At 57.8% G+C, this 25,847-nt stretch carries 25 protein-coding genes; 13 read left to right on the top strand and 12 right to left on the bottom strand.

The genetic code is table 11. The annotated features are described in order from the left end of the window. Nucleotides 1-540, top strand: a 540-nt coding sequence (locus RI563_RS00600) for a M48 family metallopeptidase (protein WP_310692374.1), incomplete at its 5' end; no start/stop codon positions are given. A gap of 186 nt (nt 541-726) precedes the next feature. Here the strand turns inward: RI563_RS00600 and RI563_RS00595 are convergent. The 6 genes from RI563_RS00595 to prlC all read right to left on the bottom strand — a co-directional run bounded on the left by RI563_RS00595 (nt 727) and on the right by prlC (nt 7,605). Then, nucleotides 727-1,278, bottom strand: a complete 552-nt coding sequence (locus RI563_RS00595) for a DUF4136 domain-containing protein (protein WP_310692373.1) — start codon at nt 1,276-1,278, stop codon at nt 727-729. Nucleotides 1,279-1,281: 3 nt separating this feature from the next. Then, a complete protein-coding gene (locus tag RI563_RS00590; RefSeq protein WP_310692372.1) occupies nt 1,282-1,923 on the bottom strand; it encodes a ParA family protein in 642 nt (213 codons plus the stop codon). A gap of 218 nt (nt 1,924-2,141) precedes the next feature. Beyond that, a complete protein-coding gene (gene ubiD, locus RI563_RS00585; protein WP_310692371.1) occupies nt 2,142-3,626 on the bottom strand; it encodes a 4-hydroxy-3-polyprenylbenzoate decarboxylase in 1,485 nt (494 codons plus the stop codon). Between the two features lie 177 nt (nt 3,627-3,803). After that, the gene (xth, locus tag RI563_RS00580) at nt 3,804-4,580 is read right to left on the bottom strand and encodes an exodeoxyribonuclease III (RefSeq protein WP_310692370.1); all 777 of its coding nucleotides are present in this window, start codon (nt 4,578-4,580) and stop codon (nt 3,804-3,806) included. Nucleotides 4,581-4,607: 27 nt separating this feature from the next. After that, nucleotides 4,608-5,423: a TIGR04211 family SH3 domain-containing protein gene (locus RI563_RS00575; RefSeq protein WP_310692369.1), complete on the bottom strand. Its 816-nt coding sequence runs from the start codon at nt 5,421-5,423 to the stop codon at nt 4,608-4,610. 139 nt (nt 5,424-5,562) lie between these two features. Next, nucleotides 5,563-7,605 (bottom strand): oligopeptidase A, encoded by a 2,043-nt coding sequence (gene prlC, locus RI563_RS00570; protein WP_310692368.1) that lies wholly within the window; start codon nt 7,603-7,605, stop codon nt 5,563-5,565. 96 nt (nt 7,606-7,701) lie between these two features. On the opposite strand from prlC, the gene RI563_RS00565 reads away from it, so the two are divergent. Continuing rightward, nucleotides 7,702-8,691: a serine/threonine protein kinase gene (locus tag RI563_RS00565; RefSeq protein ID WP_310692367.1), complete on the top strand. Its 990-nt coding sequence runs from the start codon at nt 7,702-7,704 to the stop codon at nt 8,689-8,691. Between the two features lie 118 nt (nt 8,692-8,809). Here RI563_RS00565 and RI563_RS00560 read toward each other — a convergent pair whose 3' ends face one another. Next, entirely contained in the window at nt 8,810-9,127 is a 318-nt protein-coding gene (locus tag RI563_RS00560; protein ID WP_310692366.1) for a hypothetical protein, read from the bottom strand. A 126-nt stretch (nt 9,128-9,253) separates the two neighbouring features. On the opposite strand from RI563_RS00560, the gene gorA reads away from it, so the two are divergent. From gorA to RI563_RS00540, 4 genes are all read left to right on the top strand, one after another. Further along, nucleotides 9,254-10,603, top strand: coding sequence for a glutathione-disulfide reductase (gene gorA / locus RI563_RS00555; protein WP_310692365.1), 1,350 nt, complete (start codon nt 9,254-9,256; stop codon nt 10,601-10,603). Nucleotides 10,604-10,720: 117 nt separating this feature from the next. After that, nucleotides 10,721-11,248 (top strand): gamma carbonic anhydrase family protein, encoded by a 528-nt coding sequence (locus RI563_RS00550; RefSeq protein WP_310692364.1) that lies wholly within the window; start codon nt 10,721-10,723, stop codon nt 11,246-11,248. A 6-nt stretch (nt 11,249-11,254) separates the two neighbouring features. Then, complete coding sequence (locus tag RI563_RS00545) at nt 11,255-11,935, top strand: DNA-3-methyladenine glycosylase (protein ID WP_310692363.1); 681 nt, start codon at nt 11,255-11,257, stop codon at nt 11,933-11,935. After that, a complete protein-coding gene (locus tag RI563_RS00540) occupies nt 11,904-12,287 on the top strand; it encodes a DUF2784 domain-containing protein (protein WP_310692362.1) in 384 nt (127 codons plus the stop codon). Before RI563_RS00545 ends, RI563_RS00540 begins: the two co-directional genes overlap by 32 nt. Nucleotides 12,288-12,626: 339 nt before the next feature. On the opposite strand, the gene aroE is transcribed toward RI563_RS00540, so the two are convergent. Continuing rightward, nucleotides 12,627-13,475: a shikimate dehydrogenase gene (aroE, locus tag RI563_RS00535; protein ID WP_310692361.1), complete on the bottom strand. Its 849-nt coding sequence runs from the start codon at nt 13,473-13,475 to the stop codon at nt 12,627-12,629. Nucleotides 13,476-13,616: 141 nt separating this feature from the next. On the opposite strand from aroE, the gene ppx reads away from it, so the two are divergent. Continuing rightward, nucleotides 13,617-15,137, top strand: a complete 1,521-nt coding sequence (gene ppx, locus RI563_RS00530; protein ID WP_310692360.1) for an exopolyphosphatase — start codon at nt 13,617-13,619, stop codon at nt 15,135-15,137. Nucleotides 15,138-15,169: 32 nt separating this feature from the next. On the opposite strand, the gene ppk1 is transcribed toward ppx, so the two are convergent. From ppk1 to hemB, 4 genes are all read right to left on the bottom strand, one after another. After that, the gene (gene ppk1, locus RI563_RS00525) at nt 15,170-17,260 is read right to left on the bottom strand and encodes a polyphosphate kinase 1 (protein WP_310692359.1); all 2,091 of its coding nucleotides are present in this window, start codon (nt 17,258-17,260) and stop codon (nt 15,170-15,172) included. 369 nt (nt 17,261-17,629) lie between these two features. After that, nucleotides 17,630-18,889 (bottom strand): anion permease, encoded by a 1,260-nt coding sequence (locus tag RI563_RS00520; protein ID WP_317622835.1) that lies wholly within the window; start codon nt 18,887-18,889, stop codon nt 17,630-17,632. Between the two features lie 20 nt (nt 18,890-18,909). Beyond that, on the bottom strand, nt 18,910-19,587 hold the full coding sequence (locus RI563_RS00515; protein ID WP_310692357.1) for a TIGR00153 family protein: 678 nt from the start codon (nt 19,585-19,587) through the stop codon (nt 18,910-18,912). A 132-nt stretch (nt 19,588-19,719) separates the two neighbouring features. After that, nucleotides 19,720-20,691 (bottom strand): porphobilinogen synthase, encoded by a 972-nt coding sequence (gene hemB / locus RI563_RS00510; RefSeq protein ID WP_310692392.1) that lies wholly within the window; start codon nt 20,689-20,691, stop codon nt 19,720-19,722. A gap of 195 nt (nt 20,692-20,886) precedes the next feature. Here hemB and RI563_RS00505 point away from each other — a divergent pair, with 195 nt between their 5' ends. The 6 genes from RI563_RS00505 to RI563_RS00480 all read left to right on the top strand — a co-directional run. Further along, nucleotides 20,887-21,582: an ABC transporter substrate-binding protein gene (locus RI563_RS00505; RefSeq protein WP_310692356.1), complete on the top strand. Its 696-nt coding sequence runs from the start codon at nt 20,887-20,889 to the stop codon at nt 21,580-21,582. A gap of 85 nt (nt 21,583-21,667) precedes the next feature. Then, nucleotides 21,668-22,402: an FkbM family methyltransferase gene (locus RI563_RS00500; RefSeq protein WP_310692355.1), complete on the top strand. Its 735-nt coding sequence runs from the start codon at nt 21,668-21,670 to the stop codon at nt 22,400-22,402. Between the two features lie 101 nt (nt 22,403-22,503). After that, on the top strand, nt 22,504-23,460 hold the full coding sequence (locus tag RI563_RS00495) for a bile acid:sodium symporter family protein (RefSeq protein ID WP_310692354.1): 957 nt from the start codon (nt 22,504-22,506) through the stop codon (nt 23,458-23,460). Nucleotides 23,461-23,526: 66 nt separating this feature from the next. Next, the gene (gene hslV, locus RI563_RS00490; protein WP_310692353.1) at nt 23,527-24,066 is read left to right on the top strand and encodes an ATP-dependent protease subunit HslV; all 540 of its coding nucleotides are present in this window, start codon (nt 23,527-23,529) and stop codon (nt 24,064-24,066) included. Nucleotides 24,067-24,087: 21 nt separating this feature from the next. Further along, on the top strand, nt 24,088-25,440 hold the full coding sequence (gene hslU, locus RI563_RS00485) for an ATP-dependent protease ATPase subunit HslU (RefSeq protein ID WP_310692352.1): 1,353 nt from the start codon (nt 24,088-24,090) through the stop codon (nt 25,438-25,440). A gap of 45 nt (nt 25,441-25,485) precedes the next feature. Beyond that, on the top strand, nt 25,486-25,847 hold a 362-nt coding region (locus tag RI563_RS00480; protein ID WP_310692351.1), incomplete at its 3' end, for a DUF971 domain-containing protein.

Raw genomic sequence — 25,847 nt, 5'->3', positions numbered from 1 at the left:
GTGGCGGTCATCGACGATCCCGAGACCGTCAATGCCTGGGCCATGGCAGGCGGGCGGATGGCGGTTTATACCGGACTGATGGAGCAGTTAAAACTGACTGACGCTGAACTGGCCCAGATCATGGGTCATGAAATCGCCCATGCCCTGGCCAATCACACGGCCGAACAGATGTCCGTGGCCATGGCGACCCAGCTGGGAGTCAGCGCGATCGGTATTGCCACCGATGCCTCGGATTCGAGCCTGACCGCCGGGGCCATCGCCGCACAACTGGCGGTGCAATTGCCTAACAGCCGGACAGCGGAATCGGAAGCCGATCGCATGGGAATCGAGCTGGCGGCCCGCGCCGGTTACGATCCCCAGGCGGCAGTCACGCTCTGGCAGAAGATGGAAAAAGTCAGTGGTAACGGCCCGCCGCAATTTTTAAGCACGCACCCGGCGCCCGGTAATCGGCAAAAAACCCTGAGTCAACTGGTCCCGCAAATGCGCCAGCTGCAGCGTGCAAGCCCGGGGCCCGTGGCGCCTGTCGAACTGGCCCGGTGAATCCAATCTGGAATGCAGAAGGCGCTGTTCACAGATGCAGGTCAGGTTCGCATAGCGCTGCCTGACATTCTCTCTGTATCGGCCTTTATAACGGAAAAGGCGCAAGCTCTCGCAGAGACGCCAGGACGCAAAGAAATCTGATATTGTGCATTCTCAGCAGGCTCTGCGTCTTCGCGAGAGTATGGTTTAGTTGGGTGGATAGCGTTCGAGGATCGCCTCGACCAAATCGTTAACCAGCCGGGTCAGAGTTTCGGGCGTACTGCCGGAAGTCAGTCGGCGGCTGTCGGACCCGCGCCACAACAACTTGTCGGCGGGATTGTGAAAATCGATGGTGAGAATGATGCGATCGTAGGATTCCACATCCGCGGCGGGAAAACCGTAGCCGAAGCCGATACCCACGTTACGACTGAAGGTGCCGACGCCCACCGACACACCGGATGGATCGCTTTCGATCTCCTGTTTAACATCAATCCGGTAACTGACATGCACATCCGGTGTCGGCGAGGTTTGTAAACCTTTTCGGGTGAGGACTTCGCGAATGGCGGTGACCACCCGTTGTTGCATCAGGCTGCTGTCGATACGCGGATCGTCACTGATTTTGATCGGTTTAGTTTCAAGTTTGAAGTTGCGAATGGTCGCAAAATCAATGCTTTGATCATAATCGACATTGACCGTCGTGCTACAGGCTACCAGCTGGAGCGAAACGAGCAACAGAATAAATCCACGTAAGGCTGACATCATCTAGACTCCCTGGCTGCGCTTGCTCCTCAGCCATCGAATTAAGGGTTCCCACTGTTCCAGATCCCACCATACCTGCGAGGGCGCCATTTCGAAAATGCCCACACCCCGCTCCTCCGCGCGAATGTAATTCTGGGTGTCGCGCAGCGTGGTGACAAACGGGATCTTCAAACTTTTCAAAAACGCCTGCAGGGACTGGTATATCAATGTATTTTCCCGTACCCGGTTGGCCACGACGGCGACACGGGTCTCATTACGAGAGACCTTGCCGGTGGTCAGAAGTTCCCGCATGAAATCAGCCGCGGCACGAATATCAATGGGGGATGGTAATACCGGAACAATAATGGTTTCGACCCGGCGAACCAGTTGGGTCAGTTCCGGTCCCTGTACCCGGGCCGGGGCGTCCATGATGACAACTTCCGTCTGTTTGGGCGTGCGAACCGGATTGCGGCACGCATCGAGGCCATGAATGATCGGATAGTTGTTCGGTCGGGCCTTCAGCCAGGCCAGGCTGGAGCCTTGTGGATCGAAGTCGGCCAGGGTGACCTGTTTTTCCAGCTCATAAGCATAGTAACTGGCCAGGTTGGTCGCGATCGTACTTTTGCCACAACCGCCTTTGGCATTGAGCACCATGATATTGCGCATCGGGTACGACCTCCTTCTCTATCTAAGGGACGAGGTACGAGGGACGAGTAACGAGGTAAGGCGTGTACTATCGTTATCGTTCTATCAAGTGTAGTCAAAACAGGTCTTTTGTGGGAAGCGAAAAGTAACCCGGCAAGCATATGTGAAATAGCGAAACGTAACCAGTGAACTGATATCGGGCAGGTAAAATAAATATTCGTGACTTCGAGTCTTCGTGGTTATGCTTTTTCGCCGTTATCGAAAATCCCCAGTTCATCCCAGATGGCATCAATGCGTTGCTTGACGCTGTCATCCATGCTGATGGGACGGCCCCATTCACGCTGCGTTTCGCCCGGCCATTTGTTCGTGGCATCGAAGCCGATCTTGCTGCCCAGGCCGGAGACCGGCGAGGCAAAATCGAGATAATCAATGGGTGTATTGTCGATCAGAGTAGTATCGCGAATCGGATCCATGCGCGTGGTCATGGCCCAGATCACATCCTGCCAGTCGCGTACGTTGACATCCTCGTCGGTGACAATCACAAACTTGGTATACATGAACTGACGCAGGAACGACCAGACACCCAGCATCACACGTTTGGCATGGCCGGGATACTGTTTTTTCATGCTGACCACGGCCATGCGATAGGAGCAGCCTTCCGGCGGCAGATAAAAATCGACAATCTCGGGAAACTGTTTTTGCAACAGCGGCACAAAGACTTCATTTAACGCCACACCCAGCACCGCCGGTTCATCGGGCGGGCGGCCGGTGTAGGTACTGTGATAGATCGGATCGGGACGATGGGTAATGCGCTCGACGGTAAAGACCGGGAAGGATTCCACTTCGTTGTAATAACCGGTGTGATCGCCAAAAGGCCCTTCGTCCGCCATCTCCCCGGGATGAATGACGCCTTCGAGGACAAATTCGGCCGAGGCAGGCACCTGCAGGTCGGAACCAAGACATTCTGTCACCTCGGTCTTGTCACCGCGTAACAGCCCGGCAAAGCCGTATTCGGAGAGCGTATCGGGCACCGGCGTCACAGCGCCGAGGATGGTCGCCGGATCGGCGCCCAGGGCGACGGCCACCGGGAAGGGCTCGCCGGGATGCGTTTGTTGCCAGTCGCGAAAATCGAGCGCGCCGCCGCGATGCGCGAGCCAGCGCATGATCACCTTGTTGCGGCCGATCACCTGCTGGCGATAGATGCCGAGATTCTGCCGCTCTTTGTTGGGTCCTTTGGTAATGACCAGTGCCCAGGTGATCAGCGGACCGGCATCGCCGGGCCAGCAAGTCTGAATAGGCAGGCGGGAGAGATCGACGTCATCCCCTTCGATAACCTGTTTCTGGCAGGCGGCGCCCTTGACCTGTTTGGGCGCCATGTTCAGCACCTGCTTGAAAATCGGCAGCTTGCTCCAGGCGTCCTTCATGCCTTTGGGCGGATCGGGTTCTTTTAAAAAGGCGAGCAACTTGCCGACCTCGCGCAGGGCCTCGACCGACTCTTCGCCCATGCCCAGCGCCACCCGCTGCGGTGTGCCGAACAGGTTGGCGAGTACGGGAATCTGTGAGCCTTTGGGGTTTTCAAATAACAGCGCCGGCCCGCCGGCGCGCAGAGTGCGATCGCAGATTTCGGTCATCTCCAGGCAAGGGTCGACCTCGGTCTGAATCCGTTTCAGCTCGCCCCGCTCTTCCAGGCGGGCGATAAAATCACGTAAATCGCGGTATTTCATAGACGTTGCCTGCTGACCTTCGCTGCATCATAACGACAGCCGGATGACATGTCATCCAGATAGTGTTGTGAATATTCCTCTCGCAAAGACGCAGTGGCGCAGAGTGAGGAATGATTTGTTTCATGCTTTGCGAGCTTTGCGGCTCCGCGAGAGTTTAATTATCAAAATTAAAAAAGTTTAAAGTTGAACCGTTGTCACAACCGGGGCGTGATCGGAGGGGCGTTCGAGTTTGCGTGGAGCGGTGTCGATAGTGGCTCCCGTGACGCTGTCGGCCAGGTTGTCGCTGATCAGGATGTGATCGATGCGCAGGCCAAGGTTGCGACGAAAGGCTGCAGCGCGATAGTCCCACCAGCTGTAGCTGCCCTCGGGCTGGTCGAAGAGCCGAAAGCTGTCTTTGAAGCCCAGCGCCAGCAGCTGGTGAAATTTTTCCCGTTCCGGTTCGCTGACCAGCACCGAGCCCCGCCAGAGTTCGGGATCATGCACGTCGCGATCTTCGGGGGCGATGTTGAAATCGCCGACCACGACCACATTGGCGTATTGCCGGCGTTGCGTCGCCAGCCAGGCCAGCAGGGCATCGAGCCAGTCGAGTTTGTAGCGATACTTGTCCGAGCCCACTTCGGATCCGTTAGGCACATACAGATTAATAAACCGGACATTATCGCAGGTAGCGGCAACCACGCGCCGCTGCGGATCATCGAAGTCGTCAATGTCGAGAGCGATCGCCTCGGGAGTCAGGGGCTGGCGGGCCAGCAGGGCTACGCCATTATAGGTTTTCTGACCGTTGGCAATCACGTTGTAGCCGGCGGCGGCCAGTTCTTCGATGGGGAACTGCGCATTCTGCAGCTTGGTTTCCTGCAGGCCCACCAGGTCCGGCTGGTGAGCGGCGAGCCAGTCAAGTACCTGCGGTAACCTGACGCGCAGGGAGTTCACATTCCAGCTGGCCAGTTTGAGCATGTTCGTGATCGGCCGTGTTGCTGTCTATCAAATGCGGAAGCCGCCATGGCGTCGACGCAGTCGGAAATCCATCCAGCCAATACCGGCAACGATACCGATGATCAGCACCGTCAACAGTGTCCCCCAGTACCAGCCGGGCAGGTCGGGACGCCATTTTTCCAGCTCCTCGGCGCTGGGCAGTTGCTCGCGGCCGAGAAATTCCTGGGCCAGATCGATACGTGCCTGTAGCGCTTCGTTACGTTCTTTCTGTTGTTCCAGCTGGGCACGGTACTGTTCCACGCCAGGGGGATCGGGGGTGGCCTGTTCCGATTGTTCCCGGAGGGTTTCGATCTCGGCCTGGAGTCGTTCGATCTGACGTTCTTTTTCGGCCAGTTGCTGCAGATTTTCCTCGTTAAGCGCTTCGCTGTCGCCGCCGGCATCAATCTGTTTTTTCAATTCGCGGATGGTAGTCCGGGCGTTGGAGAGTTCATCGCGCCGGATTTGCAGATCCCGTTCGACTTTACTCAGCCGCTCGGTTTTTTGCTTGATTTCGCTGCTCAGCTCTTCATGTTTTTTGGCCAGCAGATCGTACTCCACGGTGGCCGGCTGACGATCGACCAGATAGGTGGCCGGGACCCAGCCCCGATTGCCGTCTTTTAGTTGTACCTGTTTGAAGTCATCACGCACCTGCAGGACCTCGACACTGTCACCACTGGACAGTTTGGTGGTGATCGGGCTGTTCATGTCGGGTTGCTGATGAACGCCGATTTCTATGCGATCAGTGACATACTCGGTGGCTGCCTGGCTTAACGGGGGTCCAGCAAGTAACAGGACAAGGCAGGTAAACCGGAAGATTGTTTTCATTCTGTAGACATCCAGATATTTGAATTATTTGGACCTCCCAACATCCCTGGCGGGGTGTTGAGAGGTCATACAGTCTGTTTGGTAACGTGCCGTTTTCATTGTTCCGGTCTGTTCGTGAAACAGCCGTCGGCAGCCTCTCTCAGGCAGCGATGCCGGTATGGCGCAACAACGCGTCGATCCGGGGCTCCCGGCCACGGAAGTCGACGAACAGCTCCATCGGTTCGCGGGTGCCACCCTGTTCCAGGACCGAGGTCAAAAACCGCTGGCCGGTGGCACGATCAAAAATCCCCGTCTCTTCAAACAGCGAGAAGGCATCGGCCGACAAGACTTCCGCCCACATGTAACTGTAATAGCCTGCCGCATAACCGCCGGCGAAAATGTGCGCAAAACCGTGCTGGAATCGATTATACGGCGCCGGTTTGACCACTGTCACTTCCTCGCGCACCTCATCCAGCATCTGCTGGATCCGCCCGCCCTGATGCGGGTCATACTCCAGGTGCAGGCGAAAATCGAACAACGAGAACTCCAGCTGACGAACCATGAACATGCCGGCCTGGAAATTTTTCGCAGCATACATCTTCTGGTAGAGATCCGCCGGTAATGGTTCACCGGTTTGATAATGGCCGGTGATCACATCCAGGGCCTCGCGTTCCCAGCACCAGTTTTCCATGAACTGGCTGGGCAGTTCGACCGCATCCCACGCGACGCCGTTGATGCCCGAAACCCCGATGTGATCGACCCGGGTCAGCATATGGTGCAGGCCGTGGCCGAACTCGTGGAACAGGGTGATCACCTCGTCGTGCGTGAACAGGGCCGGCTGGTCGCCGACCGGGGGAGTCAGGTTACAGGTCAGATAAGCGACCGGGGTCTGCAGCTCGCCACGGCTGTGGCGCTGTCGGCCGCGGCAGTCGTCCATCCAGGCGCCGCCCCGTTTCTTGGCTCGCGAGTACAGATCCAGATAGAACTGGCCCCGCAGTTCACCCTGGGCATCGCGAATTTCGTAAAAACGGACATCCGGATGCCAGGTATCGACCCCGTCGACCGCATTAATCTCGATGCCGTAAAGCCGTTTGACCACCTCGAACATGCCGGGGATGACGCGGTTCTCCGGAAAATAGGGTTTGAGATCTTCCTGCGAGATGGCGTATTTGTGCTGGCGCAGCTTCTCCGAGTAATAGGCGATATCCCATGGCTCCAGCTGATCCAGGCCATGCTGCTGGCGGGCAAAGTCGCTCAATTCGGCCAGATCCTGCTCGGCCACCGGTTTGGCCCGCCGGGCCAGATCGTGCAAAAAGGACAACACCTGTTCCGGGGATTCAGCCATTTTGGTGGCCAGCGAACGCTCGGCATAGTTGGCGTAACCGAGCAGCTGCGCCAGCTCATGACGCAGCGCGAGGATCTCCTCCATGACTTCGGAGTTATCCCACTGGCCCGCGTAGGGTCCCTGATCCGAAGCACGGGTGACATAGGCTTCGTGCAGTTCAGCGCGCAGATCCCGGTCGTCGGCATGGGTCATCACAGCATAGTAAGAGGGAAAATCGAGCGTGAAGACCCAGCCTTCCAGCTCTTTCTCCTCTGCCGCCTGGCGGGCCATGGCGCGGGCGGATTCGGGCAGGCCGGCCAGCCGGGACTCATCAAGGATCTGCTTGTGCCAGGCATGGGTGGCATCCAGCAGGTTCTCCTCGAATTTGGTGGTCAGGCTGGAAAGTCGTTGCTGAATTTCCTTGTAACGCTGTTTTTTCTCCGCGGGCAGATCCACGCCAGAGAGATGAAAATCGCGCAGCGCGTTGTCGATAATCTTTTTCTGCGCCGCATCCAGTTGCGCATACTCGGGCGAGTCGGCGATGGCCTTGTAAGCGGCATAAAGCTGTTCGTTCTGGCCCAGTTCGGTGGCGTAGTCACTGAGTTTGGGCAGACAGGCATTGTACGCTTCGCGCAGGGCATCACTGTTGACCACCGAGTTCATGTGACTGACCGGCGACCAGGCCCGATCGAGTTGATCGTCCATCTCTTCCAGGGGCTGGATCAGGTTCTCCCAGCTGTAATGATCGCTATCGGCCAGCAGCTGTTGCAGTTGTTCACGGTTATGTTGCAACAACGTATCGAGCGCCGGCTCAACATGTTCGGGGTTAATACAACTGAACGGCGGCAAGCCGGTCATTTCGAGCAAAGGATTGGACATCAATACGGTACCTGATACTGTGTAAGTGAATTCGGGCGCACATTGCGCGGACTAATTTAGCATGAACCGCCATCGCCTGCGGCACGGGAGACAGTTTTGGCCGAAAACAGCTTGCCCTATGCCAATCTGACTCCGACCTTGATACTGGATGCTGTCGACGCCTGCGGTTTTCAAGCCAGCGGCGCCCTGCTGGCATTGAACAGTTACGAAAACCGGGTCTATCAGGTCGGTCTGGAGGACGGGACGTTTCTGATTGCCAAGATCTACCGCCCGGGGCGCTGGTCGGACGAGGCAATTCTGGAAGAACACGCCTTCGCCCACGAGCTGGCCGATCTGGAAATCCCCGTGATTGCCCCGCTGCAACTGCCCGACGATCAGACCCTGGTGCACCATGGCGGTTACCGCCTGGCCCTCTATCCCCGCCGCGGCGGGCGTCCGCCGGAGCTCGATGATCCGGACCATCTGCGCTGGATGGGGCGTATGCTGGGCCGCATCCATGCCTGCGGCAGCCAGCGGCTGTTTCGCCATCGGCCCCGGCTGAGTATCGAGCTGCTCGGCACCGGGCCCTATGCTTATTTAATGGAACACGACTTCGTCCCTGCCGAGCTGGCCCACAACTATCGCCAGGCGGCCGAGACCCTGCTGGAGGCGATCACGGCGATCTGGGCCGAGGTCGGCGAATGGATCGAGCCGCTGCGCCTGCACGGTGACTGCCATCCCGGCAATATCCTGTGGACCGAACAGGGCCCCCATTTTGTGGATCTGGACGACTGCATGATCGGCCCCGCGGTGCAGGATCTGTGGATGCTGCTCAGCGGCGATCGGGTGGATATGACCCGTCAGCTGGCCCAGCTGCTGGAAGGCTACAGCCAGTTTTACGATTTCAATGCGCTGGAGTTACGCCTGATCGAGGCGCTGCGCGGCCTGCGGTTGATTCACTACAGCGGCTGGCTGGCGCGACGCTGGCACGATCCCGCCTTTCCCATGCACTTTCCCTGGTTCAATACCCCCCGCTACTGGGAAGAGCAGCTCAACATCCTGCGCGAGCAGGTGGAGCGGCTGGAACAACCGCCGCTGGAACCGTGAGGCGGAAACAGCGTCACTGCCTATTGAGCCAGTCTCCGCCCTCTGTGCCAGGGATGGTTCAGGCTGTTGGCAGAAAAATAAAATAAAGGGGCGCGTTGCGCCCTTTTTTGTTGCGGGTTTATTCCGGTTTCCAGATGCCGACGGCGGGATCGTCAGTCTGCTCGCTGTGGCCTGTGGGCGCGGCGGCGGGCTGTTGCTGCGCGGCGGAGTCCTGCGCTTCCTGGGCGGCCACATGTTTGGCGAAGGCGGTCAGCTGGTCGAGCACTTCGTCGCGTTCGTTGTCGCCGCCGGGATAGCCGGCGGCCAGATAGCCGGAGACCGCCGAGAGGTACTGCAGGGCCAGCATCATGTTCTTTTCCACGTTGGGATCGTGTTGCACGATGACGTTGTAGATGCCGTGGATCAGATCATCGGACAGGGTGATAGATTCGCTCATTCTCGGTTTCCCGTTTCGCTTTATAAATGGATGCAGGATTGTACGATCTCTATATAATATTGTCTCTACCGCCAAGACCCTGTCAGCTTTCAGGGAAATTCATCCAAACCGCAGTAGAGAGTCTTTATGAGTCAACATTTCGATCTGATTTCCATCGGCGCCGGCAGTGGTGGATTGTCCGCCGCCGAGCGCGCCGCCGAGTATGGTAAAAAAACCGCCGTCATCGAAAACAACAAGCTGGGTGGCACGTGTGTCAACGTCGGCTGTGTGCCCAAGAAAGTGATGTGGTTCGCCGCCGGCGTCGCCGAAACATTGCACGACGCCACCGGCTATGGCTTCGACGTCAGTCTGAATAAATTCGACTGGGGCAAACTGGTGGAAGCGCGGGAAGGTTATATCAACGGCATCACCGACTGGTATGGCAATTACCTGAAAGATTCCAATATCGAGCACCTGCAGGGCACGGCCCGATTTAGCGATGCCCATACTGTGGACGTGGATGGCGAGCAGTACACGGCCGACCATATCGTCATCTCCCCCGGCGGCTATCCGGTGGTGCCGGATGTGCCGGGCGCCGAGCACGGTATTACCTCCGACGGCTTCTTTGCCCTCAAGGAACAGCCCAAACGGGTTGCCGTGGTGGGCGCCGGTTATATCGCCGTGGAGCTGGCCGGTGTACTGAACAGCCTGGGCAGCGAGGTGAGCATGTTGTTGCGCCGGGATCATTTTCTTTCCGACTTCGACGCCATGCTGCGCGAGACCCTGATGGAAGAGATGATGAACGCCGGCGTCAACATCATGTCCCGGGTCAATGTCGAGCGGATCGAGAAGCAGACCGACGGGACATTGAATATTCACTGCCAGAGTGGCGTTACCCTGGAAGGCTACGATTGTCTGATCTGGGCCATCGGCCGCGCGCCCAATACGGCTGATCTCAATCTGGCTGCGGCCGGCGTTGAATATAACGATGACGGCACCATTCCGACCGACGCCTATCAGCAGACCAATGTCGAAGGCGTGTATGCCGTCGGTGATGTGATCGGCAAGGCACAACTGACGCCGGTGGCAATTGCCGCATCACGACGCCTGTCGGATCGGCTGTTCAATAACATGCCCGAACGCAAGCTCGATTATGAAAACATTCCCACGGTCATGTTCAGTCACCCGCCCATTGGCACCATCGGCCTGAGCGAAGACGAGGCCCGCGAGCAGCATGGCGACGCGGTCAAGGTTTACCAGACCGGCTTCACCGCCATGTACCATGCATTCAGTCCCCATCCGCAGCGTACCGCCATGAAACTGGTCTGCGTCGGCGCCGAGGAAAAAGTCGTCGGCTGTCACATCATCGGCATGGGTGCCGATGAGATGCTGCAAGGCTTCGGCGTGGCGATCAAAATGGGCGCCACCAAAAAAGACTTCGACAACTGCGTCGCGTTGCACCCGACCAGTGCGGAAGAACTGGTGACTTTGAGATAGAAAGCAGTGATGGAAAACATTTACCACGAAGGCGCGAAGACACGAAGTAAATGAATATGTAAATCTTCGAGACTTCGTGTCTTCGTGGTGAAAACTGATTGAAAGGGGTAGCGGAACATGGCAATCAGGGATTTTGAAGAGATCATGCCGGACCTGCATCCCGATGCCTATGTGGATGAGTCGGCGCTGGTGATCGGGGATGTGGTCATCGGGGCCGACAGCTCGGTCTGGCCGTTCACGGTGATCCGGGGCGATGTGAATGCGATTCGCATTGGGGCTAACACCAATATCCAGGATAACTCGGTGCTGCATGTGACGCACGACGGGCCGTACAATCCTGGCGGTTACGCGCTGAACGTGGGCGATAACGTCACGGTCGGGCATCGTGCCATCCTGCACGGCTGCAGCATTGCGGATAATTGTCTGATCGGCATGGGCGCGACGGTGATGGATGGTGTGACAGTGCACGAACATACTATCATTGGCGCCGGCTCGCTGGTCACGCCCGGCAAGGAACTGGAGGGTGGTCTGTGGCTGGGCAGTCCGGCGCGCAAGGTGCGCGAGCTGACGGACGAGGAACGCGAGTCCATTGCCTATTCCGCCCAACATTACGTTCGACTGAAAAACCGCCACCAGCAATCCTGACCGGCGATGGCACGACTGGCGCCGTCTTTTTTTGATCAACCGCCCTGCGACCTGGCCCGCGCGCTGCTGGGCAAGGTGCTGCGGCATCGTTATGGCCAACACTGGCTGGCCTGCCGTATTATCGAAACCGAGGCCTATTATCTCGAGGAACGGGGCAGCCATTCTTCGCAGGGCTACACCGACAAGCGCCGCGCCATGTTCATGGACCCCGGTACCATTTATATGTACTACGCCCGGGGCGGCGATTCACTGAACATCAGTGCCCGTGGGGAAGGTAATGCGGTATTGATCAAATCTGCAGTGGCGTATTTCGATCGCCTCTCGCCCCGCAGTAACCGGTCGGTCATGCAGCGCCTCAATCCCGTCAAAGGCTCCGGCGAATTACGGTCCGAGGAGAAACTGTGTAGTGGCCAGACCCTGTTATGTGCGGCGCTGGGACTCAAGGTTGATCAATGGGATCAGCAACAGTTCGATGCGCAGTATTTTTATATCGACGATGTCGGCTATCAGCCTGAAACGGTGATCCAGACCACACGCCTGGGTATTCCCGCCGGGCGAGATGAAGATCTCATGTATCGCTATATCGATTACGCCCACGCGGCCCAATGTACCAGTAATCCGTTGAGCAAACGCGCCTGGCATGAGGGACAGGATTATGTCCTCCACCATCTATCTGATACTGGCTGAACTGACCGTTCTTCTCCATTTTCTGTTCGTGGCCTTCGTCACCGTCGGCGCGTTATTGTTGCTGCGCTGGCCAAAACTTATCTGGCTACACCTGCCGGCGTTATTCTGGGGAATCTACATCCAGTTCAGCGGCGGTTACTGTCCACTTACGCCGCTGGAAAAAACCTTTCGCCAACTGGCCGATATAGAAACGTATGAGGGTGGCTTCATCAACCATTACCTCATCCCGATAATCTATCCGCCCGGACTGACCCATGAGATGCAGATCATGATCGGTATCGGGCTGATCGTTTTGAACATAGTGATCTATAGCCTGTTCATTTATCGTCAACGGCATCGGGGAACTAGCTGACTTACTGGGAAAATAACGCAGAGGGCGCGGAGGCGCAGAGCCGCAGAGAAAGAAAATAATTATTGTTTGATCTTGTCGCGAAATTTAAACATATACCAATTCGCTATAATGTTTGTTATTCCGATCAGGTTCACCAGTAATTTTATAGGCGCAGGAAGAACGTCGTTGATTTTGTAACCATTCCAGAACAAACAACCAGATGATCGTAGAGATTAGGACAGTAAAACCATTAATCAATCTCCTGTTCGCTATGTTGGCCGGGGTGCCATTCACTTATCACTTATATTGTTCTCCGCGGCTCTGCGCCTCCGCGTCCTCCGCGATTTTTCTGCTATACCATCAAGCGGTCATTTCCCGGCGCAGTTGCTCGATCACAGGTTTGGTGTCGGGGCGAACGCTGCGCCAGATGTAAAAGGACTCGGCGGCCTGTTCCACCAGCATGCCCAGGCCATCCAACACGGTAGTGGCGCCATGTTGTGTGGCCCAGTGCATGAATGGCGTGGGTTCGGCGCCGTACATCATGTCGTAGCAGGTCGCGCCGTCTGCGAGCAGGTTGTCGGGCAGTGGTGGCAGTTCGCCCTGTAAACTGGCCGCGGTGGCGTTGATCACCAGATCGAACTGTTTGTTCTCGAGAGCCTCATAGCCACTGCCTTCAATATTACCCAGATCGCGGAAGCTGTCGGCCAGTTCGCGGGCTTTTTCGGCCGTGCGGTTGGCGATGATCAGTTGTGCCGGTTGCTGTTCGAGCAGCGGGGCGAGGACACCCCGAGCGGCACCGCCGGCGCCCATGAGCAGCACCTGTTTATTCTTTATCTCGATCCGGTTATTGAGTAAATCATTCACCAGGCCGATACCGTCGGTGTTATCGCCAAACAGCGTCTTGTCGATGAACTTGATGGTATTGACCGCGCCGGCCCGTTCGGCGCGGTCGCTGCGTTCGTTGACCAGCGCCCAGGCTTCCTGTTTGAACGGCACGGTGATATTGAGCCCCTTGCCGCTACTGGCGTCGAAGTTGCCGACGGCCTGGACAAAGCCGCCGGGATCGACCTGGATCGCTTCATAGTGGACCGGCTCGCCGGTCTGTTCGGCAAACAGCGTATGTATGCGCGGTGATTTGCTGTGGGCAACGGGGTTGCCCATCACGGCATAATTGTCGAGGCGGCGGCGAAAATCAAACAGGTCGCTCATAAGTCAGGTGTCATCAGCTGGTGAGTCAGTCGGGTGTGTGCGTTGTACACCGGGTAGCGTACGGATCCTGATGTAACATGTGTCAGGACAGCGTGCTAGTATTGTATCGCATCCGGCGCCGAGTAGATAAAACCGCATAGTATGATTTTTTCCCGTTCCCGAAAAGAGCAGTTCCACCGTCAGCTTGCGGCGGTGGATCTGGGTTCCAACAGTTTTCACATGATTGTGGCCCGTGCCAGCGACCGTGCCCTGCAGGTGCAGGACCGGTTGCGCGAAATGGTACGTCTCGGTGCCGGCCTGGACGAGGCGGGCAATCTGGACGAGGCGGCGCAGCAACGGGCGCTGGCCTGCCTGGAGCGGTTTGGCCAGCGATTGCAAAGTCTCAAGGATCGGGAAGTGCGCGTCGTCGGGACCAATACGCTACGCGCGGCGCGTAATGCCACGGATTTTTTACAACAGGCGGAAGCAGCGCTGGGACAGTCGGTGGAAATCATTTCAGGGATTGAAGAGGCCCGACTGATCTATCTGGGGGTGGCCCACAGCCTGGCCGAAGAGGGCAATCGGCGCATGGTGATCGATATCGGTGGTGGTAGTACCGAGGTAATCATTGGCGAGCGTTTCGAACCGCTGTTGCTGGAAAGCCTGTATATGGGTTGTGTGAGCATGAGCCGGGAATTTTTTCCTGATGGTGAAATAACCCAGGTTCGTCTCCGGGCGGCCGAAATGGCGGCGCAACTGGAGCTGGAAGGGTTTGCTCATCGCTGTCATCAACTCGGCTGGGAACAGACGGTCGGGGCCTCGGGCACGGCCAAGGCGCTGGCGAAAGTGGTGCAGGCGCAGGGCTGGTGTACGGAAGGCATCACGGCCAAGTCCATGAAACAACTGCGCAAGGCGTTGCTCGAGGCCGGTCACATTGATCGGCTTTCCCTCAAGGGATTGAGCGAGGAGCGTCGACCGGTGTTCGTCGGCGGGTTTGTGATCATGTGGGCGCTGTTCCAGTCACTGGATATCAAGCAGATGCTGGTTTCCGACGGGGCGTTGCGCGAAGGTTTGCTGTACGACATGCTCGGCCGTCATCAGCATGAAGACGTGCGGGAGCAGAGTGTCGAGCTGTTACAAAAACGTTATCAGATCGATCTTGAACATGCCTGGCAGGTGGAAAAGACGGCGCTTGCCTTGCTGGACCAGGTCAGTGAACCCTGGCAGCTCGAGCAGTCACGCTATGGGCAGCTACTGGGCTGGGCGGCGCGCCTGCACGAGATCGGTCTGGCCATCGCGCATGCCGGTTATCACAAGCACGGTGCCTATCTGCTGGAGCATTCGGATCTGCCGGGATTCAGTGTCCAGGAGCAACAGTTGCTGGCGAAGCTGGTATACAGTCATCGGCGCAAGCCGGATCCACAGGCGTTCAGCGATTTGTCCAAATCGGTCAGGGACATCGCGATGAAACTAACCATTCTGTTGCGCCTGGCAGTCAAGCTGCAACGCAGTCGGTTGCATGACGCTCTGCCGGACTTGCATCTCAAGGCGAAGCCCCGGCAGCTGAAGTTGATTTTCCCCTCTGACTGGCTGGAACAGCATGATCTGACCCGGGCGGACCTGGAGCGGGAAATCGGTCACCTGCTGTTACTCGATTATGAGTTGAAGATCGAATCGCTGTAATTTAGAGGGCTCGAGTCGCTGGCCGCCAGTGACTAGTTACTTTTTTCGGTGCCCGGGTCGGCCGCCAGCTTTTCCAGTAGTTGGCGCTGCACGTTGCGGGGTTTCTGGTTCCCCTGTTTGACCTTGCGATAAGTTCCATCGCTTTGCAGTTGCCAGGCAAGGGTATTGTCTGTCAGATAAGCCAGCAGTCCGTCGTTAATGACCCGCTTTTTCATGGCCGGATCCTCGATCGGAAAGCAGGTTTCCACACGCCGGAAGAAGTTACGATCCATCCAGTCGGCACTGGAGCAATACACCTGGGGATCGCCGCCGTTCTCAAAATAATAGATCCGCGTATGTTCCAGAAAACGGCCGACGATCGAACGCACCTGGATATTATCGGAAATACCGGCAACGCCGGGACGCAGACAGCAGATGCCGCGCACGATCAGATCGATTTTGACGCCGGCCTGAGACGCTTCGTACAGTTTGGCGATGATTTTCGATTCCACCAGCGAGTTGACCTTGACGATGATGCGCGCCGGCTGGCCGTTGCGCGCGTTCTCCGCCTCGTGATCGATCATGGTCAGCAGGCGCTTGTGCAGGGTGAACGGCGACTGCAACAGCTTGCGCAACTTGGTCGCCTTGCCCAGTCCGGTCAACTGGGTGAACAGCCGATGCACGTCCTCGCCGATCGCATTGTCACAGGTCAGCAGACCGTAATCGGTATACACCCGGGCGGTACCGGCGTGATAGTTGCCGGTGCCCAGATGCGCGTAGCGGCGGATACGCCGCCCTTCACGGCGCACGATCAACAGCAGCTTGGCATGCGTCTTGTGGCCGACCACGCCGTAGACGACATGGGCCCCGGCATCTTGCAGGCGGGTCGCCAGCTCGATATTGGCTGCCTCGTCGAAGCGGGCACGCAGTTCCACCACCACGGTCACTTCCTTGCCGCCTCTGGCGGCCTCGACCAGGGCATCCACCAGCGGTGAATCAGCACCGGTGCGATACAGGGTTTGCTTGATAGCCAGCACTTTCGGATCGCCGGCGGCCTGTTTCAGCAGGCTGATAATGGGCGCAAAGGATTCGAAGGGGTGATGCAGCAACACATCCCCGTGGCGAATTACTTCGAATAGATCATCATTGTTCTTTAACCGCTTGGGAATACCAGGAGTAAAGGGCGGATACTTGAGTTCGGGACGATCCACCAGATCGTGGATTTCCAGCAGGCGATTGAGATTGACCGGGCCGTTAACCTGAAAAAGATCTTCCTGATCCAGCTTGAACTTTTGCAGCAGGTATTCGGCCATCTCGTCACTGCAGTTGTCGGCGACTTCCAGGCGGACCGCGTCGCTCAGGCGGCGCGAGGAGAGCTCGCCCTTGATGGCGCGCATCAGATCGTCGATTTCTTCCTCATCGACGAACAGATCGCTGTCGCGGGTCACCCGGAACTGATAACAACCGGTGACGTTCATGCCTGGGAACAGTTCGCTGACATGGGTATGGATGATGGAACTCAAAAAGACAAAGGTTTCACCGTTGGCGAGCGACGAGGGCAGGCGGATCAGGCGCGGCAGACTGCGCGGGGCCTGGACGATGGCGATACGACTATCGCGTCCGAACGCATCCTTGCCTTCCAGCGCGACGATGAAATTGAGACTGCGATTGAGCACCCGCGGGAAAGGGTGGGCCGGATCCAGCCCCAGCGGGCTGAGAACCGGCAGCAGTTCATTGCTGAAATAGCGTTTGATCCAGGCCGCCTGTTTCTGGTTCCAGCGCGAACGTTTGAGAAAATGGATCCGTTGTTTGGCCAGCTCGGGGATCAGGACTTCGTTCAGTACCCGGTATTGCTCGTCCACCAGGCGGTGGGCCTCGTCGCTGATCCGGGCCAGCAGCTGCTCCGGCGTCAGGCTGTCGGCACTGCCGCTGGTGGATTCCAGCGCGGCGCGATGCATCAGTCCGGCCACACGGATTTCGAAAAATTCGTCCAGGTTGGTGCTCGAGATGCACAAAAATCGCAGTCGCTCGAGAAGCGGTACGCTCTCGTCGCTGGCCTGGGCCAGCACGCGCCACTGAAACTGGAGCAGACTCAGTTCGCGGTTGAAATAGAGATCGGGATCAGTCAGGTCGTTTTTCTCCATGTTGTCATAAAACCATAACCGTATGACAACGGGATGACAAATGGATTCCGACTAAAAGCAAGTGTTCCAGATGCCCGTCCATTTTAACGAGACACCTGGATCAAGGAGAAATGCGACGGATCCAGGTTTTGTCGGTTTCAGATGAATCCGCTTCACCTGTCTGGTCCGGTGTGAAGTAGCAGGAAAAAGCTTGTCTCTCGCAGAGACGCCACGGCGCAAAGAAAGAAATCTGATATGGTCCATGCTCAGCGAGAGCAGTATAGCCGGATATCATCTCGACAGGGATCGGTACGTGGAGCGCACCTCTCCCTGACATAGCACCCTCCAGACCTTTCATATACTACCCAATCCTGTGAGTAGTCGTTGAGCTCAGCCGCCGAAAATACCCTTGAACATGAAGAAGAACAGAATCGCCAGAATCGCGCCGGCGGGCAGGGTGACGATCCAGGACATGAAAATGGTACGTACCACGCCCATGTTGACCGCGGCGATCCCGCGCGCCATGCCGACGCCGAGTACAGCACCGACCAGCGTATGGGTGGTGGAGATGGGCAGGCCGGTCCCGGAGGCGACCACCACAGTAGTGGCCGCGGCGAGCGTCGCGGCAAAACCCCGGCTCGGGGTCAGTTCGGTAATCCCCTGGCCGACAGTGGCGATCACCTTGTGGCCATACATCATCAGCCCGGCTACGATCCCGATCCCACCGAGCAGCAGGATCCACGGCGCCATCAACGAACGCTGGGTTACCTCGCCATCGTTTTGCACAATGCTGACGACGGCCGCCAGCGGCCCGACGGCATTGGCCACGTCGTTGGAGCCGTGAGCAAAGGCCATGGCGCAGGCGGTGACCATCATCAAAACACCGAAAACCTTCTCCACATTGGTGAAGTGATATTCCCGGTCGGCATTGGGATCAAACTTGAGCTGGCGAATGAAGTAGATACCGATCAGCATGACGATGACACCGACGCTGATAGCGACCAGGTAATTTTCCAGGATGCTCAGTTCCAGGCCGATGTGTTTGAGCCCCTTGAACATGGTGACCAGGGCCACGATAAAACCGACCAGAAAAATATAGAGCGGCACATAACGACGCGCGCTGGCCAGCGGGTCATCGGTATTGAAGATCAGTTTTTGCACGCTCATGAACAGGGCAAAAGCGATGGCCCCCGAGGTCACGGGCGAAATGACCCAGCTCATCACGATGGTGCCGACCTTGGCCCAGTGAACGGCTTCGATGCCCAGCCCGACCGCGGCAAAGCCAACAATGGCGCCGACGATCGAGTGGGTGGTGGAAACCGGCCAGCCGGCCCGGCTGGCGATGAGCAGCCAGATCCCGGCGGCCAGCAGAGCGGCCAGCATTCCGTATACCAGTAACTCCGGTGAGCCGGCCATCATTTCGGCGTCGATCATGCCCTTGCGAATGGTGGCGGTAACCTGCCCCCCGGCCAGAAAGGCACCGAGAAATTCGAATATGGCGGCGATAATGATCGCCTGCTTGATGGTCAGGGCTTTTGAGCCGACCGAGGTGGCCATGGCATTGGCGACATCATTGGCCCCCACACCCCAGGCCATGAACAGGCCGAAGACACACGCAAGAATAATGAAGGTCAAACCAAATTCCATCATCTTCCCCTGGTTGTTGTTTTTTAGCGGGCCAGCATCAATTCGAGCCGGCTGCCGACGCGCTGGGCCAGATCGGCCAGATCCCCGATCCAGTCAAGAATCCGGTACATGAACATCACGTCGACAGGGGGAAGGTCCTTTTCCATTTTGAACAAAATCGCGCGAACCGCGACCTGAATATCATCGGTATCGCTCTCGATAACATCGAGCTTATCGATCATGGATTCGACCAGATCGATTTCATTGCCGCCAAAACCAGTGGCGACCAGTTCATCCAGCTCGTTAATGGCGGTCTGGGCCTGGGCCGTGGCATCGGCGCAACGGTCGACAAAATCCAGTAACGGGGCATGCATGATGTCGGGGAACTGCATCTGACGACCGAGCATCAAGCCGGAAATATCCTTGGCCTTGTTGGCAATGCGATCCTGCATGGTCAGCACTTCAAGCAGATCGCGACGCGAGACCGGCATGAACAGACCGTGGGGCAGCTTGAGCCGCAGCTCACGCTTGAGGGCATCGGCCTCATTCTCGCGGGTGGCGATCAGCTGGCGGACGGATTCGGCTTTGTCCCAATCCTCGGCCAGGGCGGCCTTGAAGAAGGGGATCAACTCGGTCACGGTCGCCTGGACCTTGGCCATGTGTTGCTGCAGGGGAGAGATAGGCGAGGAGCCGAACAGACCGGATATGTAGCTTCGGGGCATGACAAATACCTTGGCGTTAGGGTTTGCTCACCGGCGGCTGACGTCGGGCGTCTGCTGCCCACGCAGTATACCGGCCTGAAGAGAAATATGACAGTTTTGTGACAGCCGGCACAGTGTGTGCCGGACAAAGAATCAGTCTTCTTTCAACCAGCCGGCGGCCCGTTTGGCGAAGTAGGTGAGAATGCCGTCGGCCCCGGCGCGCTTGAAGCCCAGCAGCGATTCCATGATCACCGCTTTTTCATCCAGCCAGCCGTTTTGCGCCGCGGCCATGAGCATGGCGTATTCGCCGCTGACCTGATAGACGTAGGTCGGGGCGCCGAATTCCTGTTTTACACGATGGACGATATCCAGATAGGGCATCCCCGGTTTGATCATCACCATGTCGGCCCCCTCGTCCAGATCCAGGCCCACCTCCCACAGTGCCTCGTCGCTGTTGGCCGGATCCATCTGGTAACTGTATTTGTTACCGCCCCCGAGGTTGGCCGCCGAACCGACCGCGTCGCGAAACGGCCCGTAAAAACTGGAGGCATACTTGGCCGAATAGGCCAGAATCCGGGTGTGAATCTGGCCGGCCTGTTCCAGCGCGCTGCGAATCCGGCCGATGCGCCCGTCCATCATGTCCGACGGGGCGACCACGTCGGCCCCGGCCTCGGCATGGGAGAGTGCCTGCCTGACCAGCACCTCGACGGTTTCATCATTGAGTACATAACCGGTGCTGTCGATGAGCCCGTCCTGGCCGTGGGTGGTGAAGGGATCCAGGGCGACATCGGTGATCACGCCCAGTTCCGGCAGCTGTTCCTTGAGTGCCCGCACCGCGCGCTGGGCCAGGCCCTCGGGATTGTAGGCCTCGCGGGCGTCTTCGGATTTGACCTCAGGCGGGGTGACCGGAAACAGGGCCATGGCCGGGATGCCCAGCTCAAGCAGCTGCTCGCCTTCACGCAGCAGCTGGTCAATACTGACCCGCTCGATACCGGGCATGGAGGGTACCGCTTCGCGCAGGCCCTCGCCTTCGAGCACGAACATGGGATAAATCAGGTCGTCCACGCTCAGCTGCGATTCGCGCATCAGCCGGCGGGAAAATTTGTCCCGCCGCATCCGGCGCATACGTACCCCGGGATAACGGCCGCGTCCGGTCTCGATTTGCGCCACCTGCCTCTCCTGTGAAAAAGTGAACCGGTGCCCCATTCGGGCATCCAAAGCTATATAATAAGCCTGAGCTGGAGACTCGGCCCTGGAAGGCCGATAACCTTGCCGAGCATACCGTAACCGATACCCATTTTAAACGGGAGCCGCACCATCATGAACCAGTCAACCTTGCCTGCCACCCTGTTTCGTCTGCCTGCCCTGATCGGCATCCTGCTGGTCATGCTGTTGCTTGCTTCGGGGCGTCCCGCCGTGGCGGCCGATAATGATCCCGACCAGGCCCGGCAACTGCTGGAACAGGTTGCGCAGGAGATGATCCAGGCAACCAATCAGCGCCGCGAGGAAATCAGGCAAAACCCGAAAGTGGTGGAGGAACTGGTCGAGGAGCTGCTGTTGCCACACATCGATCTGATAACGGCCTCGCGCTGGGTACTGGGCAAGCACTGGCGACGCGCCAGCAAGGAACAGAAGATCAGCTTCATCAAGCACTTCCGCGGCATGCTGTTGCGCTTCTACGCCACCGCATTGGCCGATTATCTGAACGACAACACGGTCGATGAAAACCTGATCCGGTTTCAACCGGTGCGCGCCGAAGCCGGCAGCGAGGATGTCACCGTCCGCTCCCACGTCTACCCGCCCAGCGGTCAGCCTGTTCCGGTTAACTACAACATGCACCTGACCCGCAAGGGCTGGAAGGTATATGACGTTTCCGTCGAAGGCGTGAGTGTGATCACCACCTATCGCAACAGCTTCAACGATGAGATTCGCCGCAATGGTCTCGATCAGCTTATCGCCCGGCTTGCCAATGAGGACGAGGAGCTGGTCAAACAGCCGGGCGGGGCTAATAGCTGAGCCAGCAATAAATATAATAAAGAGGGATAGCGTTGAGGGGTGTTCAGGTTGTTTATGGCGGCGCCGTCGTCGTCCAGAGAGAATCATGTCAAAACCGATTTTAAAGCGCATCGAGCAATCTAACGGATACAAGTTTACTAAACTGTTAGTCAAGCGACTGGCCGGTGAAGAGCTCTGGCTCAGACCGGAAATCCGTGTTAACAAGCTGAACAAAGGTGACTGGCTGTTTTATCCGGATTCGCTGAATAGCGAATCCGTGGTCTATTCATTCGGAGTAGGGGAAAATATTGATTTCGATTTGATATTAATCGATCAGTTTGACCTGGCGGTTCACGCTTTTGACCCCACGCCGTCGACGGTCGATTGGCTGTCAGCTCAGCCGGACATTCCCGAAAACCTTGATTTTCATCCCTGGGCAGTAACGGACAGTGACGGGATGATCACATTGTACCCGCGTGTGAGGGGTAAAAAGAAATCAAAAGTGATGTATACGCTGATCGCTGAAGAGGGTGTCGCCGAGTCCGGCGTTGACGTCCCTGCATTGACGATCGGTACTATCATGTCAAAGCTCGGACATGATCATATAGACCTGATGAAAATCGATATCGAAGGGGCCGAGTATGACGTTCTGGATAACATGCTCGATAGTTCAATCAAACCGGAACAGTTGCTGGTTGAGTTTCATCACCGTATCCCCGGTATTGGCCCGAAAAAAACGGCGCGTGTAATCCGGCGACTTCGGGAAACAGGTTATCGACTTTTTGCGATCTCGGAGACGGGGCGTGAACTGTCATTCCTGCTTGAGACAGAGCGGCAGTAAACCTGGTTCGGTACAAAATCTCTGTTTGTCGGTACTCGTCTTCGTTCGAACTGGCTAATTATCTTGTCGCGGCACTCACCCGATATTGTCACAATAGCTTTATGCTTGTTTTTCGCTTCATCGCCAACGCGCTCGCGCCACTAACGTTACTGGCGGCCGTACTGGCGTGGTGGCATCCCCCGCTGTTTTTGATCTTCAAGCCGGTGTTTATCTGGTTGTTTGCGGCGACCATGTTTGCGGTGGGCGTGACCCTGGATCGCCGGGAGCTGATCGCGACTCTGCAACAGCCGTTGCAGATTGCCCAGGGGGTGATGACGCAATACACCCTGATGCCGCTGCTGGCGTTCACGATTGTGATGCTGGTCGATCTGCCGCCGGCCCTGGCGCTGGGCTTTATTATTGTCGGCTGCGCGCCGGGGGCGATGGCCAGCAACGTCATGGTCTATCTGGCCGGTGGGGCGGTGGCCCTGTCGATTGCGATGACCACGGTCTCTACCCTGCTCTCACCGCTGCTGACCCCGGTGCTGGTGGAATGGCTCGGCGGCGAGTTCATTCCGGTACCGCTGGCGGCGATGATGCGCACGATTGTGGTTACCGTGGTGGTGCCGGTGGGCCTGGGTTTGTGGCTGCAACCGTATCTGGGCCGCTATCTGACTACGGCGCGGGACGTGGCGCCGGGCATCGCGGCCGTCGCGATTATCATCATCTGCGCCTACGCCATGGCCAACGCGGTCAACCACAACGCCCTGGCCATGCAGGATTACGGTCTGTCGGTACTGGGGCTGGTGGTCCTGCTCAACGCCCTGGGCTATGCCGGCGGCTGGCTGCTGGCCCGGCTGTACGGTTTCGATCGCCGTCGGCGTCTGACCCTGGCCATCGAAATCGGTATGCAAAATGCCGGTTTGGGGGTGGTGCTGGCCCTGGCCCATTTTGCCGATCAGCCGCAAACCGCGCTGCCCGGCGCGCTGTTCGCTGTCTGGTGTATCGTCACCGCCGCCGGGGCCACCACGTGGTTCCGGCGTCGGGCCGCCCGGCTGGCGAGCGAAACCCTTGCCTGAGGCGCAGGGTTTTTTGTCCGCGCCGCTGGTGTACAATGCCGGGCCGTACAGCGACAGGAGCAGGCGGTGAAACAGTTTGACGGCACGACAGTGCTCTGCGTGCGGCGCGACAACAAAGTAGTGCTGGGCGCCGATGGCCAGGTGAGTTTTGGCGACACAGTCATGAAGGGGAATGCCCGCAAGGTGCGTCGTCTCTATCATAACAAGGTGCTGGCCGGTTTTGCCGGCGGCACGGCCGACGCCTTCACCCTGTTTGAATATTTCGAGGGCAAACTGGAGAAACATTCCGGAAATCTGCTGCGCGCCGCCGTGGAAATGGCCAAGGACTGGCGCACCGATCGCACCCTGCGCCGGCTCGAAGCCCTGCTGACCGTGGCCGACAAGGAGGCGATGCTGATCATCTCCGGCAATGGCGACGTGATCGAACCGGAACACAATCTGGTGGCGATCGGCTCCGGTGGGCCCTATGCCCAGGCCGCGGCCCGGGCCCTGCTGGAAAACAGTGAGCTGGATGCCCGCGCCATTACCGAGAAAGCCTTGAATATTGCCGCCGACACCTGCATCTATACCAACCATAACCTGGTTATCGAAGAACTCGAACACTGAACCCGACTGTTAAGGCCTCCCATGTCCCAAATGACGCCCCGTGAGATTGTCCAGGAACTGGACAAGCACATCATCGGCCAGTCCGCCGCCAAGCGGGCGGTGGCGATCGCCCTGCGCAACCGCTGGCGACGTAGCTGTGTGGATGTTGAACTGCGCAACGAGATCACACCCAAGAACATTCTGATGATCGGCCCCACCGGGGTCGGCAAGACCGAAATCGCCCGGCGCCTGGCGCGCCTGGCCAATGCCCCGTTCATCAAGGTGGAAGCGACCAAGTTCACCGAAGTCGGCTATGTCGGCCGGGATGTGGAGTCGATTATCCGTGATCTGGTCGAAGTCTCCATCAAGATTACCCGCGAGCAGGCGATGGACAAGGTCCGCCACCGGGCGTCCGATGCTGCCGAAGAGCGCGTCCTGGATATTCTGTTGCCGCCGGCACGCGGCAGCAGCTTTGGTTTCAATGCCGAAGAACCCGCCGAAAAAAGCAGCGAGCAGGAAAATGCCACCCGGCAAAAATTCCGCAAGAAGTTGCGCGAGGGCGAGCTGGATGACAAGGAGATCGAAATCGAGGTCAGTGACACGCCAATGGGCGTCGAGATCATGGCGCCGCCCGGCATGGAGGAGATGACCAACCAGCTACAGGGCATGTTCCAGAATCTCTCCGGTCAGCGCACCAAAACCCGCAAGATGACCATCAGCCAGGCCCTCAAGACTCTGACCGACGAGGAAGCCGGCAAGCTGGTCAACGAGGAAGAGATCAAAATCAAGGCGGTGGAAAACGTCGAACAGCATGGAATCGTCTTTCTGGACGAGATGGACAAGATCGCCAAGCGCAGCGAAACCTCCGGCACCGATGTTTCGCGCGAAGGCGTGCAGCGGGATCTGTTGCCGCTGGTGGAAGGCTCCAGCGTCAGCACCAAATACGGCGTAGTACGAACCGATCACATCCTGTTTATCGCCTCGGGGGCGTTTCATCTGTCCAAACCTTCGGATCTGATTCCTGAATTACAGGGTCGCTTGCCGATCCGGGTCGAGCTGGAACCGCTGACGACCGACGACTTTGTCCGCATTCTCACCGAGCCCGATGCCTCGCTGACCGAGCAGTATCGTGCCCTGATGTATACCGAGGATGTGCAGCTTGAATTCACCGACGAAGGCATTCACCGACTGGCCGAGATCGCCTGGCAGATCAACGAACGTACCGAAAATATTGGTGCCCGCCGCCTGCACACCATGCTCGAGCGACTGCTGGAGCAGATTTCCTTCGATGCGTCGGAACGGGCCGGCGAACAGATCAAAATCACCGCGGACTATGTGGATGAAAATCTCGCCGAGCTGGCGCAAGATGAGGATCTGAGCCGTTATATTCTGTAAGCGCCCCACACGGGCAGACGCACCGAACCATGAGGTTATTCAAGCATGAACAATGTAAAACCGACTGAAATCAATCTGCACAAGGCCTCCCATGTCCTGGAAATCGCCTTTGATGACGGCAGCCGTTTCGAGCTGCCGACCGAATACCTGCGGGTTTATTCGCCGTCGGCCGAAGTCCAGGGTCACGGACCGGGCCAGGAAAAGCTGCAAATCGGCAAGCAGGACGTCAACATCGAACGTATCGAGCAGGTCGGGCACTATGCTATCCAGCTCTACTTCGACGACAACCACGATACCGGTATCTATTCCTGGGATACGCTCTACAACCTGGGCAAGAACTACGACGAGTTGTGGCAGCAATACCTGGACCGGCTCAAGGAAGCCGGCAAGGAACGGCCCGAACCCGA

The sequence above is a fragment of the Thiohalophilus sp. genome, from assembly GCF_031581315.1.
Classification (GTDB): Bacteria; Pseudomonadota; Gammaproteobacteria; order UBA6429; family Thiohalophilaceae; genus Thiohalophilus.
This window is presented reverse-complemented; position numbering and strand designations above follow the sequence as displayed.

Bases quoted from the DNA above. Each gene is read 5' to 3' on its own strand.
- RI563_RS00560 (WP_310692366.1), bottom strand. From the start codon at position 9,127: ATGAGCGAATCTATCACCCTGTCCGATGATCTGATCCACGGCATCTAC.
- hslU (WP_310692352.1), top strand. From the start codon at position 24,088: ATGTCCCAAATGACGCCCCGTGAGATTGTCCAGGAACTGGACAAGCAC.
- prlC (WP_310692368.1), bottom strand. From the start codon at position 7,605: ATGTCCAATCCTTTGCTCGAAATGACCGGCTTGCCGCCGTTCAGTTGT.
- RI563_RS00545 (WP_310692363.1), top strand. From the start codon at position 11,255: ATGGCACGACTGGCGCCGTCTTTTTTTGATCAACCGCCCTGCGACCTG.
- xth (WP_310692370.1), bottom strand. From the start codon at position 4,580: ATGCTCAAACTGGCCAGCTGGAATGTGAACTCCCTGCGCGTCAGGTTA.
- aroE (WP_310692361.1), bottom strand. From the start codon at position 13,475: ATGAGCGACCTGTTTGATTTTCGCCGCCGCCTCGACAATTATGCCGTG.
- hemB (WP_310692392.1), bottom strand. From the start codon at position 20,691: ATGCGCCGGATGCGGCGGGACAAATTTTCCCGCCGGCTGATGCGCGAA.
- RI563_RS00590 (WP_310692372.1), bottom strand. From the start codon at position 1,923: ATGCGCAATATCATGGTGCTCAATGCCAAAGGCGGTTGTGGCAAAAGT.
- RI563_RS00500 (WP_310692355.1), top strand. From the start codon at position 21,668: ATGTCAAAACCGATTTTAAAGCGCATCGAGCAATCTAACGGATACAAG.
- RI563_RS00505 (WP_310692356.1), top strand. From the start codon at position 20,887: ATGAACCAGTCAACCTTGCCTGCCACCCTGTTTCGTCTGCCTGCCCTG.
- ubiD (WP_310692371.1), bottom strand. From the start codon at position 3,626: ATGAAATACCGCGATTTACGTGATTTTATCGCCCGCCTGGAAGAGCGG.
- ppk1 (WP_310692359.1), bottom strand. From the start codon at position 17,260: ATGGAGAAAAACGACCTGACTGATCCCGATCTCTATTTCAACCGCGAA.
- ppx (WP_310692360.1), top strand. From the start codon at position 13,617: ATGATTTTTTCCCGTTCCCGAAAAGAGCAGTTCCACCGTCAGCTTGCG.
- RI563_RS00515 (WP_310692357.1), bottom strand. From the start codon at position 19,587: ATGCCCCGAAGCTACATATCCGGTCTGTTCGGCTCCTCGCCTATCTCT.
- RI563_RS00550 (WP_310692364.1), top strand. From the start codon at position 10,721: ATGGCAATCAGGGATTTTGAAGAGATCATGCCGGACCTGCATCCCGAT.
- RI563_RS00495 (WP_310692354.1), top strand. From the start codon at position 22,504: ATGCTTGTTTTTCGCTTCATCGCCAACGCGCTCGCGCCACTAACGTTA.
- RI563_RS00595 (WP_310692373.1), bottom strand. From the start codon at position 1,278: ATGTCAGCCTTACGTGGATTTATTCTGTTGCTCGTTTCGCTCCAGCTG.
- RI563_RS00540 (WP_310692362.1), top strand. From the start codon at position 11,904: ATGTCCTCCACCATCTATCTGATACTGGCTGAACTGACCGTTCTTCTC.
- RI563_RS00575 (WP_310692369.1), bottom strand. From the start codon at position 5,423: ATGAAAACAATCTTCCGGTTTACCTGCCTTGTCCTGTTACTTGCTGGA.
- RI563_RS00520 (WP_317622835.1), bottom strand. From the start codon at position 18,889: ATGATGGAATTTGGTTTGACCTTCATTATTCTTGCGTGTGTCTTCGGC.
- gorA (WP_310692365.1), top strand. From the start codon at position 9,254: ATGAGTCAACATTTCGATCTGATTTCCATCGGCGCCGGCAGTGGTGGA.